Annotated in this window: 8 protein-coding genes; 6 read left to right on the top strand and 2 right to left on the bottom strand. The window is 34.5% G+C overall.

From position 1 onward, the window contains the following. Positions 1–183 precede the first annotated feature (183 nt). The 3 genes from ACIQXH_RS17515 to ACIQXH_RS17505 all read left to right on the top strand — a co-directional run bounded on the left by ACIQXH_RS17515 (position 184) and on the right by ACIQXH_RS17505 (position 5,858). Complete coding sequence (locus ACIQXH_RS17515; RefSeq protein WP_403125020.1) at positions 184–690, top strand: hypothetical protein; 507 nt, start codon at positions 184–186, stop codon at positions 688–690. A gap of 122 nt (positions 691–812) precedes the next feature. Next, a complete protein-coding gene (locus tag ACIQXH_RS17510) occupies positions 813–4,517 on the top strand; it encodes a hypothetical protein (protein WP_403125017.1) in 3,705 nt (1,234 codons plus the stop codon). A 426-nt stretch (positions 4,518–4,943) separates the two neighbouring features. Continuing rightward, positions 4,944–5,858 (top strand): VanW family protein, encoded by a 915-nt coding sequence (locus ACIQXH_RS17505; protein ID WP_403125014.1) that lies wholly within the window; start codon positions 4,944–4,946, stop codon positions 5,856–5,858. A gap of 79 nt (positions 5,859–5,937) precedes the next feature. On the opposite strand, the gene ACIQXH_RS17500 is transcribed toward ACIQXH_RS17505, so the two are convergent. After that, the gene (locus ACIQXH_RS17500) at positions 5,938–6,246 is read right to left on the bottom strand and encodes a nucleotide pyrophosphohydrolase (protein WP_403125012.1); all 309 of its coding nucleotides are present in this window, start codon (positions 6,244–6,246) and stop codon (positions 5,938–5,940) included. Between the two features lie 2 nt (positions 6,247–6,248). Next, positions 6,249–7,886, bottom strand: coding sequence for a DUF2075 domain-containing protein (locus ACIQXH_RS17495; RefSeq protein ID WP_403125009.1), 1,638 nt, complete (start codon positions 7,884–7,886; stop codon positions 6,249–6,251). A 402-nt stretch (positions 7,887–8,288) separates the two neighbouring features. Here ACIQXH_RS17495 and ACIQXH_RS17490 point away from each other — a divergent pair, with 402 nt between their 5' ends. From ACIQXH_RS17490 to ACIQXH_RS17480, 3 genes are read left to right on the top strand one after another with little or no spacing between them, the layout of a single operon-like run. Next, entirely contained in the window at positions 8,289–9,188 is a 900-nt protein-coding gene (locus tag ACIQXH_RS17490; protein WP_403125006.1) for a PEP/pyruvate-binding domain-containing protein, read from the top strand. Between the two features lie 22 nt (positions 9,189–9,210). Continuing rightward, entirely contained in the window at positions 9,211–10,845 is a 1,635-nt protein-coding gene (locus ACIQXH_RS17485) for a PEP-utilizing enzyme (RefSeq protein WP_403125003.1), read from the top strand. Continuing rightward, positions 10,829–12,163 carry an MFS transporter gene (locus ACIQXH_RS17480; protein WP_403125000.1) on the top strand — a complete coding sequence of 445 codons (1,335 nt, stop codon included), beginning with the start codon at positions 10,829–10,831 and terminating at the stop codon, positions 12,161–12,163. The genes ACIQXH_RS17485 and ACIQXH_RS17480 overlap by 17 nt, the downstream gene beginning before the upstream one ends. Positions 12,164–12,442 lie beyond the last annotated feature (279 nt).

The raw sequence follows: 12,442 nt of genomic DNA, 5'->3' as shown, positions 1-12,442 counted from the left end.
GTGATGTATCTCCAATCCTATCTTTTCTTTATACAAATAAAAGTACCCTATAGAGAGACTTTTTTAAAGTGTCTACTCTATAGGGTACATTTTAGTATGTCTGAGACTTTTTTTAAATTTCCGGCACCTGTCTACATATGGTAAAATTGTGAAAGTTATAAATTATTTTAAGGAGGCATTTAAATGGCTGGAAACTGGTGGAAAGGTTTTACTGAAATAATTAAAAAAATAAAAACAAATGATTTAAAAAAAACCTTACTTGATGTAGATAAAATAGAAAGGAATAATAAAATGCTTGCTCAATTTTTAGATTTAGCTATTGTAGAAGAACGTGCACAACTAAGTTTAGAGTTGCATGAAATAATTGATTTGGAATTATGGGATCAACAAAAGAAGTTAACAGAGAACTTTGTTCTAGAAGTGAAAAATATGATGGCAGGTAATCCAAGTTTTATGTTAGCAATTAAAAAGTATGAAGAAGTAATAAAAAGCTTATCTAAAGCGATTGAAGATGAAGATTTTTTAAAAGCTAATGATTTGAAAAGAGAAGAATTAGATATTCAAGAAAATCTGTTAAGTCTTTGGGCAAAGTATTACCTTAAGCTGGCTAGTAACCACGGATTGTTAAGTGAAAATATTTCTGATGAGGAAACTATAGAAATGTACTTAAAAAGTTATATAAAAGCGTAACAGTATTTAGACCTTATCTAGCTAGAATATAGAGACCTTAATATGAGCATAACTTATATACCTCCAAAAAACTTATAGTTAACGGAAAGAATGAAAATTTAACAGGATTAGAGGTGTAGACATTGTCAAAAATAAATGAAATCCAAAATAAAATTAATGAACTAAACGGTGGAGAGTTTCAAAAAATGATGGATATTTATTTTTCTAAGACAATTGATGGGGAAGTCTATTCTATAGGTTCTGTTATAGGAAACAATAATACAAAAACAGGAACACCAGATACACTAATAAGAACACCAGAAAATAAATATATTTTTATTGAATATACAGTTCAAAAAAGTAATCTCTATAAGAAGTTTGAAGATGATTTAGATAAGTGTTTAGATGAAACAAAAACGAATATTTCACTTAATGATATAGAAAAAATTATTTGCTGTTGTACAGGGAGGCTTTCTACAGAGGAAATTAGTAAATTAGCTTCAAAAGTGGGTCACTATAACATAAGGCTAGAGTTACTTACTATAGATACTATTTCCTTTAAGGTCTACGATTTTCCATCAATAGTATCAGATTTTTTAAATATAACATTAGACACAGAACAAATTTTAGATATTGATGATTTTATAAAAGTTTACAATCGAAGTAAATTAACAACAACACTAAATACAACTTTATATGCAAGAGATTCAGAAATAGATTTAATAATAGACTCAATAAATAGAAAACAAGTAACTATATTGTCAGGAAAACCAGGGGTTGGGAAAACTAGACTCGCTTTAGAATGTGTTAAACGATTCAAAGAAACAAACTTAGAATATGAAATTAAATGTCTTAGAAATAATGGGCAAAATTTATATAATGATTTAAAGTTACACTTTAATAGACCTGGAAGTTATTTGTTATTTATTGATGATGTTAATCACCTAACTCAGTTAAATTTAATATTAGAGTACTTAGGATTAAAAAAAGAAGGAATTGAGTTCAAATTAATTGTATCCGTAAGAGAGTATGCAGAAAGAAAGATTTTAGACAAAGTATCGAGATTAAACATCAATTTAATTAAAATTGATGTTTTGGAAGATAAAGATATAGAAACCTTATGTAAAGAAGAATATGATATAAAAAATCACTTATATATAGAGAGAATATGTAAGATATCCAAAGGTAATGCAAGGTTAGCGATCATGGCATGCGAGACTGCAATTAGAGAAAATACATTAGAGAGTATAGGCAACGTTATAGAGTTGATGGAAGAATATTACAGGGTTGTTAAAACAGACTTTGAAGATGAATTAGAAAATAATGAACTTCTTAAAACTGCAACTATCTATAGCTTTCTAAATGTTGTAAATCTTGAGGATAATGAAAATTTAAATTTAATGGCTCAATTAACAAATCTTGAAAAAGTAGATTTCCTAAGAATTACTGAAAAGCTTCATTCAATGGAAATATTGGATATTTATGAAGGAGAAGTCGCTAAAATATCTGACCAAATTTTGAGTACATACATTTTTTATCTAACTGTTTTTGATAAAAAACTTTTACGGTATTCAGATTTAATAAGAGCATATTTTCCAAAAATTAAAAATAGAATTATTGAAAATCTAAACGGTGTTTTTTCATATTTTTATCATAAGGAAAATTATGAACTAATAAAAGAGGAAATTACCAAAGTCTACAAAGATCTAAAAGAAAAATCAGATGAAAATTTAGAAGAATTTTTACACACTTTTTGGTTTGCACTAGAAATAGAAACACTTTTTTATATACAAGATAAAATTGAGCAGCTATCCAGAGAGGAGGAGTATCAAATAAATTTTGATACTTCTAAGCAAACTTCTAATCAATCAGAAACTCTTTCTACACTATCTAATTTCAGTCAAACTAAGTATTATAAGGAATCACTCGAATTAATAATAAAATACTTACAAAAAAAACCTACAGAATTTTCTTCTGTCTATTCTGTTTTAACCCAAGGTTTTGGCTTTAAGGAAATTTCTTTTAGACAAAGTTTTTCTATGCAAAAAGAATTAATTAATTTGATAATAGCCCAGTATGAACGGGAGAATTCTATTGTTTTTGAAATGCTATTAATTAGGCTAATTGAATACTTTTTGAAGTTCAGTCATCATATCACTGAAATGTCAGATAGAAAGACTATCAAATACTATGACTTAATTTTAGAATATTCTTCAGATATTCTTGAAATAAGAGAAATTGCATGGGGCAAATTAAAAGATTTATCTAACCAAAATGGTGAAGAGGTAAAAAAAATACTTTTTAAATTTGGAAACCAAGATTCAGGAAAATTAAATAAGGATATATTAATACATGATCTTAAGTATATTTCAGAACTTATAGAGCACTTAACAGAAATAACATTAAAAGAAAGTATTATATTTAATAAAATAAATGACTTTTTATTAATGCAAGATTTAGAATTAGATATTGATTTATTAAATAAATTGAATTCTGAAAAATATAATATCTATAAAGTATTAACGCAAAATGTTTATGGCCCGAATTATCGAGAAAGAGTATTAGAAAGAAAACAGTTAATAGTTGATATGGCAAAAAGGTTTAACACTCAAGAATTTAACGTTGTTTTTCAAGTTTTAGATGAAGTTGTAGGTAATGAAATTTTCCATAATGAAAAAAATACAATTGTAAGTAGCTTGAGTACTCTTTTGGAAAATGCTAAAGAGGAACATATGGTTGATATTATAAGAATCTATATTTCCCGAAATTACCAGTTACATTTATACCCACTTCCTATTATAAATAAATTAAGAAGTGCGATAGATGACAATGATATAGAAATGTTATTACGTGAAAATAAATTCTATAATCAGAACTATTGGTTGTATTGTTTTCTTAGAGTTATATCTGAAGAAAAACCTAGCATAGATATTCTCGGTAAAATATATGATTACATTAATGAAGAACAAGAGGATGTATCTGGGCATTTAATAGATTTGGACTTTTTAAAAAAATATTTAGAAATTGATGAAAATGTATATGTAAATGTGACTAAAATAATATTGCAGCAACAAGATATTACTATACAAAAAACATTAAGTAATTTATTTAATCCATTCTCTGAAATTAATAAAGAGTTATTTTTCTTGTTCCGAAATGATTTAAATACGTTAAAAAGTGCTTATCTCAAATTATTGGAAATTGACTTCAATATAGATGGGGAGTTTTTAATCTTAAAACAGTTTATTGATTATGATGTTACTATAATAGATCAGTTTCTGGAACAGATATTGAAAAGTCAGAATAAATCATTAAGATTTAGGGATGTTGATTTGTCTTTTATTTGGGAAAAAGATAATTGGCAGTCAATACTTGACAGGGTAGTACCACTTTTCGTTAATCAGTCAAAAAGTAATTTTTACGACATAGTTTCGATATTGGAAAACCTATTATCCGGATCAAAGAAAGAAATAACTATTGAAAGACATGATTCTTGGTTAAGAGAGAAAATTTCTTTATGGAGTTTGGAAGAAGAAAATATTACGCTGTTGTTTTATGCTATAGCTAATTTAAGTAAAGAAAGTAAGGCGAAATATCTAATCCACCTATTGGAGAGTAATGATTCATTTGACTTGTTTTGCAAAATACCATTATCCCCAATCTTTTTTTCTTGGAGTGGAAGTGAGGTTCTGGTACTAGAAGAGAAAATTGAGTTATTAAAACTTATTGATAAGGGCTTAACTGGAATTAAACTTCTGAGACATAAAAGATGGGTTCAAGATAATATTGAGGGCTATAAAGAAAGAATAAAGAAAGTTAAAATAAAGGAGTTTATGGAGGATTATTAACTAGATAAAAAAATTCATTCTAGCCTAAATTTAACAAACTCAGGTGGATACTAACATCACTTAGATATCCCACGGAGAACCGTATCATAAGTTCGGTTTATCAAAAGATTCACTTAGAACTAAAGTAAAGCGTTTCAGGTGGTTCTGTTATGTATATACCCCCATATAGTATCAACTTTTTAATATAAGGAAAGTCCGATCATTGTTTAATATCTGTGCATAACGTGTGAATGAAGGCTTGAGTGATAAGGAGGAAATCCTTATGCTCGAGCTTTTTTTTTCATTTTGTAAGAATTTTTGTACAATCGACAGTCGTACCTTTTGCTTTATGCACGCTGTCTTACTAATACGTCGACAATATAGAAGGAAGATTTACATCAAAGGACAACCTCCCGTTCATACTAATGTTGGGAGGTATGCCGATTTATGATACATATTTGGTTAACTGGTCTTTTGTTATTTGCACAACCCGCCGAGCTGTCTGACAGCTTGACGGTGACTCAACAAGGGAAACCCATAGCTAGTGTTGACCGTGAAAACTTTTCACTGACCCTTCCTGGTACTCCAATGGTTGATGATGAAAAGTTACGTACGTTCATTGATAAACTCGATCAACAAGTATATCAGGCTCCTATAAATGCTACGCTTAACGATCAGGGAGGAATCGTTCCAGGACAGGTAGGTTACAAACTGTACCGACAGGCGTTCAAGGAGCAGTTTTATGCCTATTTCTTTGGGAAGGGACCCTCGAAGATCGAGGTGCCAGAAATGGACGTTTATCCTAAAGTGGATAGTGAAATACTTGCTCACATTCGGCACCAGAAGATTGGTCAATACGTGACGTATTTTAATTCTAACAATAAAAGTCGTTCACATAATATCTCGCTTGCGGCAAAAGCCATTGATAATCACGTTGTCTTTCCTAATGAGATTTTCTCTTTTAACCAAGTTGTGGGGAAGAGGACGAGAGATAAGGGGTATAAGAGTGCGCCGATTATCGTTCGAGGTGAATTATCAGAGGGGGTCGGAGGGGGGATTTGTCAGGTGTCATCCACCTTGTTTAATGCTGTCGATCGTGCCGGGCTCCGGATTGCCGAGCGCTATTCCCATAGTAGGCGTGTACCGTATGTGCCACCTGGGCGTGATGCGACGGTAAGTTGGTACGGACCTGACTTTCGCTTTCAGAACAAATATAACCAACCGGTATTGATTCGGGCCAAACGATATGGAGGAAGCATGATTGTTACACTCTACTCCTCTGACATGATTAATAACGAACAGAAAAAAGTTCCCAAGGCTCCAGTTAAGTTACCGAAAGAGATCAAGATCAATCCACAATAAGCTGAATTAGGAAGTATTAAAAAATCCTACACCAAAAGACAGCCAAGCTATCCTGAAGATGAGCTTGGCTGTCTTTTGATTATTTATTATTAACGGGATACTTCGTCCCATTTTTCACGATCTTTTCTTCGATAATCTCTTTTACATCTAACCCTAGATCGGAACATAACATTAATGAGTAAATCAAAACATCAGCGATTTCTTCATGAATGTTTTCTTTATTTTCCTTAAGTGCTTGTTCATTGTTAATCCATTGAAAGTCTTCTAGAAGTTCTGCTGCTTCTATGGAGATGGAGATAGCGAGGTCTTTTGGGTTATGATATTGTCTCCAGTCTCTTTCATCTCGAAACTCATTGATTACTTTAATTAAGCCTTGAATATCGTTCATCATCATTTTCCCCTTTTTAGCTCAAGTAGTTTTTGTCTTAGTTTTGGGTCTGTGGCATAAATATATAAACCATGTATCCCCCGTTTCATCAAGACATTAATGGAATTCAAGATGATCTCTTCTTTAATTTCTTGATTTTTTTCTAGTGATAAATCCGTCCGTGAAATGAATGCACCTGTATCTTTGTATTTGGAAGAATCAATGATTAATTTGTTTTTGCCTTTATCATAGCTTATGGAAGGGCCAAGAACGACTCCAACGTAATTTAGGTCAAAACCTTGAACGGTATAAATGGAACCAATCTCTTTAATGGAGCCCGGATTCTCTGCCCACGTCACACTATCTTGGGTGATATTCCAAGGCATATTAATTCCCTCTTCATCGACAATATAGGTTTTTCCATCTTTTTTATGTAGATAATCGAAGGTTGAGACAATTCGAGAAAGACCGATTTCTTTGTTTTTATTTTCTATAGCTTGTTTAAACGTCTCAGCATCTTCAAACAATTCAAGTTCGAAGGAGGAGTCTTCCTCTGACGGTAAAGGAAGAATTTCCTTTGCAACAAAGTTGTCAATCCACTTAATTGTTTCTGGATTTGCATTCATTCTCATTTGATCCGTAAGCTTAACAGTTTTCGCATTGTATTGCTTTGTGATTTCCTCTAGCAATTGATCATTCCAATAGCTTTTAATCTTCAGCACTTGCTTTGGATCAAAGATGACTATGGTGATTTTGCTACGCTTAATGATTTCATCTAGTTGATTTTGGTAGCGGAAATTATTATAAGAATCCTCCTTTGTCAGAAGCAAATGAGCTTCGTCAACCAATACGATATCGGCCGTTTCTCCTGCCTTTGTCTTCTCATTAATAAAGGGCGTGGGCTTCATTAGATTCTTTTTTTTCAAGTTGGGTAAGCTGTTGGCAATACTTTTATATGTCTTCAGCATCTCCGTGTGATTCACTAGCAAGTAATTATCTGTATTATTAAGAGGGCTATCATCTTTAGCCAAATCTTGAATCGTGTTAAACAAAGAGCTTAATAAGACACTTTTCCCTGTGCCTGCATCGCCCTCAATCGCAATTACGTGATTTCCTTCTTTATCTATATGTTCTTTGCAAAAATCGAGGATCTCATTTTTGATATCAAGCTGCTGAGGAGAGAGCTCCTTATAAGGAGATAACTTATAAATGTCCTTGTTTCTAAGGTTCTCGACTGTTTCGCTCACAATGTTCTCTTCTCTAAGTTTTTCCCAAATAGCTTGAAAGAGTTCTTCATTATAAAACGATTTCTGATAGTAATTATGCATGACCCTTGATCTGGTCTGGCTCACATTTTGCAATTGATAGTGGTTATCGGCGATGAAGTAGTTAATTAAGTTCGACTCAATATTGTACGTCGCAGACTGATTGAATTTCTCATGCCCAATTAAAATAGAACGATTCAAATTCTTACGTTTTTTATCCTCTAAATGAGTTTTTAAACGTCGTGAAGCTTGGACTGTTTGCCCAATATAAGCAGAGGGTCTTTTTTTCTCATTATAAAGTATATATAAAATCGGATAGTTATTTAGATGTAGTGTCTTTAGAGTATGTAAATGATCAGGAGTAAAATCCCTTTTTTCAAATACTAGTCCATTCATGAGTTTATCCTCGTTATCTCTTTTTTTCTAATAGTACCATATATATTAGACTGTTTTTGAAGGATTATCTATTATTACCGCACCAAAAGTGTCTTATTAAAGTGCTCTACTGTCTGCATTATACTGCCTAGTGATAGTAAGACAGATTAATCTATATCCCTACAGGCTACGAAAAAAATGTGCCTTCGTTTTCGTGGGCCACTTGTGTGTAATTATAGGTGAAAACTGAATCATTTATTCAGTAAATGGTTCCACTGTAAAAGATAGTATTTTATGAGTATTTATTCTTTTGTAGATTGCAAAGTATACTAAATTAGAGTTTAATAAATAAAGTGGTTAAATCATACTGTGTATTTTGTACTATCATTACAGTGTTAATAAAGAAAAGGGGTTTGTTTTTTAGTGTTTACTGTGTTCCTGAAAGAAGCTAACCAAGAATCGCTACTGGAAGTTGGGTCTAAAGCATTACACTTGGCGAACATCATAAATGAGGGGGTTCATATCCCCAATGGATTTGTTCTCAAAGCGGGTGCTTTAAAAAGATTTATGAAAGAGAATGCTTTACATAATCAAGTACATAAAGAGGAATTCATTGATGTATTCATGGAGGCGCCTCTTCCGAAAGATATAGAAAAGGAAGTATTATCTTCCTATGAAAAGTTGAAGGAACTAACAGGTTCCAAAGAATTGGCAGTGGCTGTTAGGTCATCATCTTCTGCGGAAGATTTAAAGGACGCTTCCTTCGCAGGTCAATATGAGACGATTTTGAACGTTTGTGAGGAGGAGCAATTGCTTTATGCAGTCAAACAATGCTGGGCATCCCTGTTCTCCGATCGTGTTCGTGAGTATGCTGCACAAAAAGATATTTCTTTAGATGCGTTTCCTATGGGGATTTTAATTCAGCAAATGGTGTATCCCGATGTGTCCGGCGTGATCTTTAGTCTGAACCCCATTACTCAAGATACCAATGAAATCATCATTAATGCGAGTTATGGCTTGGGTGAAGCCATTGTTTCAGGAATTGTGACCCCCGACACTTTCATCGTGAATAAAGAAACGAAGTCTATTATGAAAGATTTAGGTCTTAAAGAAGTGAAGATATTGCCTCTTGATAATCAAATCATTGAAGTGGAAACGACACCGGAAGAAAGTAACGCCTACTGTCTTAATGAAGAAAGCATTTTATCTTTAGAGTCTGTCACAAGTAAACTAGAGGCATTTTATGAATTTCCTGTTGATATAGAGTTTGCCATTAAAGATGACATGATTTTCGTTCTTCAATCTAGACCCATTACATCTTAGAATCAAGGAGAGTGCGAAAAATATGTTGAATATTGAAAATTTCCGAAGCGAATTAATGCTGAACGAAGAAGATAAACAAAAGGGATTTTGGTTTCTAGATGAATTGCATTTGCCCGGTTCTTTAACTCCCCTGTTTGCGTCTTATATGGCACCAGCCGTTACAGAAGGGACAAAAAAGGCTTATGAAACATTGAAACTTCCAATCCATCAATTCCAAATTAAAATTTCTGATTCTCACTACTATCAGAATACCGTTTCCTACCAAGGGGATATTGCAAAACGGTTGGAAGAAAATGCTGAAAAAATCGAAGCATTGATGCCGAACTTAAATGATATATTCTGGAATTATATGAATCAAGAATTGATTCCATACTTCCGTACACTCGATCAATATCGTAAAGATGGCTTCACGTTGAAGGAGGCAAGTGGAATTCTTGTTGAACTATTTGAATTCTTTAAACGTGCATGGGAAATTCATTTTGAAGTCGTCATGCCTAGAGGATCTGTCGGTTTAGTTTTGGAAGATGCCTATAAGAATCTAACAGGTGATAAAAATACGACCTACGTGTATGACCTTCTTGAAGGTGTGATGAACAAATCATTAGAAACGGATCGAGTTTTATGGAATCTTGCGAAGGTGGCTATGGCGTCACCTGAAGTATCGAACTGTTTTACTTCCGTTCCTAATGAAAATTTAGTAACGGAGCTTAAAGCATCTCCTGCAGGCCAAACTTTCCTGGACCAAGTTAAAGATACGTTAGAAATTTACGGGTGGCGCATCGCGAATTCCCATGAGTTTTCTGATGAAACATGGGTCGAGAATCCTGAATATGCCTTAGCTGTCATTTCTGAATATATGAAGAAAGACTTCGATTTTGATGAAGAATTTGCACGTGTTGTAGCGGAACGTGAACATAAAGTGCCCGCTCTGTTAGAGAAGTACCCGGAGAGTGAAGCAAAAGCAAGGTTCAAGCAGATCCATGACTGGGCGTTAGCCTATTGGGGTGTTGATGAAGATCATCACTTCTACATTGATGCCATGCTTCCCGCTAAAGCTCGAATGGTTTTACTGGAAGTGGGAGCACTCTTAGTTGAAGCTAAAGCAGTCGAAGAAAATAGCGATATCTTCTTTTTATACTTGGATGAGTTAGTGGAGTTAGTGAATAATCCAAGAGATATAACCACCAAAATCGTTGACCGCAAGGCTGTACATGAGCAAAATTCGAAGAAAGAGATTCCTCAGACATACGGTGTGCCCCCACAAGAGGAAGCGGCGCCTGTTATCGAAAGAATCTTTGGAACAAGAGCGGCGGAAGTGGATGAACAAGAACAAAGCTTTAAAGGATATGCGGCCTCAAAAGGAGTCCATACGGGTACGGTGAAAATCGTTCGGGATCAGAATGATTTTTCTAAAGTTCAGAAGGGGGATGTACTCGTTTGTAAAACAACACTCCCGCCATGGACCGTGCTATTTTCTATATCCGGAGCTGTTGTCACGGATGCAGGTGGAATCCTGTCCCACGCCGGAACGGTTGCCCGTGAATACAAGCTTCCAGCTGTTTTAGGTACAAAAGTGGCAACGCAAATGTTACAAGACGGTGATATCGTACGTGTGGATGGAACAAATGGAGTCGTGTACATTGTTAAAGAAAAGTAACAATATTCCTTTGCTTGCGATTTTAACGGGGGCTTTTCTAGTCCCGTTGAATTCTACAATGATAACGATAGGTTTATCTACTATCATGGACGCCTTTCAGACGAATGTAGCAAATGTCTCCTGGATTGTGACGGTGTATCTCATTATCATGATCGTAGCCCAACCAATAGCAGGAAAACTCGGGGATATGTATGGAACACGCAAATTGTTCTTACTCGGCTTGCTTTTATTTCTAGTGGCTTCGTTAGTATGTGTCTATGCACCTAATTTACTGGTATTGATCATTGGTAGAGGCATTCAAGCTTTGGGCGGGGCATTGATTACGCCTAATGGAACGGCGATCATTCGCTTTATCACACCTAAGTCAAAGTTAACGAAGGCATTCGGTGTGTTTGGTTTTGCGATGTCCATTGGGGCGGCACTCGGACCACTTCTTGGAGCTTTCCTGATTGGAGCTTGGGGATGGCAGTCCACCTTTTGGATAAACATTCCCTTTACGGTTTTGTCCTTCCTTATTGCCTATAAATACCTACCGAATATCGAACCGAAAAGCCATACTCGATTAGATATTCAAGGGTCCATTCTATTAGGTACATTCTTAACGGTCCTTGTCCTGATTGTGACAAATGAATGGTACTCCAATGTTTGGCTGTGGTTGATTTTCTTCCTATCTTTCGTCCTATTCGTATATAGAGAGAAGCGATATGGCCATCCAATCATTGATTTTTCACTGTTTAAAGACGCTAGTTTTACAAGTGCAAATTTATCAATCCTACTGAACAATGCAATCATGTATTGCACCATTTTAATAATGCCGATGATGCTAGAAAGGGATGCCGGATACTCGATCGGTTCGATTGGACTTCTTTTGTTTGTATTCTCGTTAGCTATTTCCATTGCATCATGGGTAGGTGGATATGTAGAAGGTAAGATGGGAAAGGGTAGGACCGTTGGAATATCTTTTGTCCTATTAATTCTGGCATTAGGATTATATCTGATCCTTCCAACGATTAATGCATTGGTCTTTGCCGGATTGATCTTATTTCTAGGTGGGATTGGCTCGGGATTGGGCGTCCCTTCCATGCAAGCGGCATCTCTTGAATCCGTTGCGAAAGAGTTAACAGGGGTAGCTTCCGGAATTTATTCCATGTTTCGTTATTTCGGTTCAATAGCCGCATCGGTCATTATCAGCCTACAAATTCATTACACAGTGACTATGTACATTTTGATTGCATTTTCGGTATTCGGCTTGATTGTATCGAAAGGGATGTTCGTCCATTTGAAAAAAGAAGAAAAGAATGCAAACCAAATCTCATAGCTTTGGGTATGCAGAAAGTAGACAAACTTGAAAATCGGTTTGTCTACTTTTTTTATGGTTTGTACTATAGGGCGTGGATTTCTACTCCAGGTACTCGCTTTCCGCAGGCGGTCTGTGAGTCTCCTCGGCTTACGCCTACGGGGAAACTCTAAAGGTACCTTTATTCTTAAACAGTAAATAAAAAAGAGACACCGTGATAAACTGGTACCTATAGATTGGACACTTGAAAAAGAGTGTTTCATCTATAGGTATTTTTTTATATACTTAATTCTTATATAT

It is taken from the genome of Peribacillus sp. NPDC097225 (assembly GCF_044761955.1).
Lineage (GTDB): Bacteria > Bacillota > Bacilli > Bacillales > DSM-1321 > Peribacillus.
This window is presented reverse-complemented; position numbering and strand designations above follow the sequence as displayed.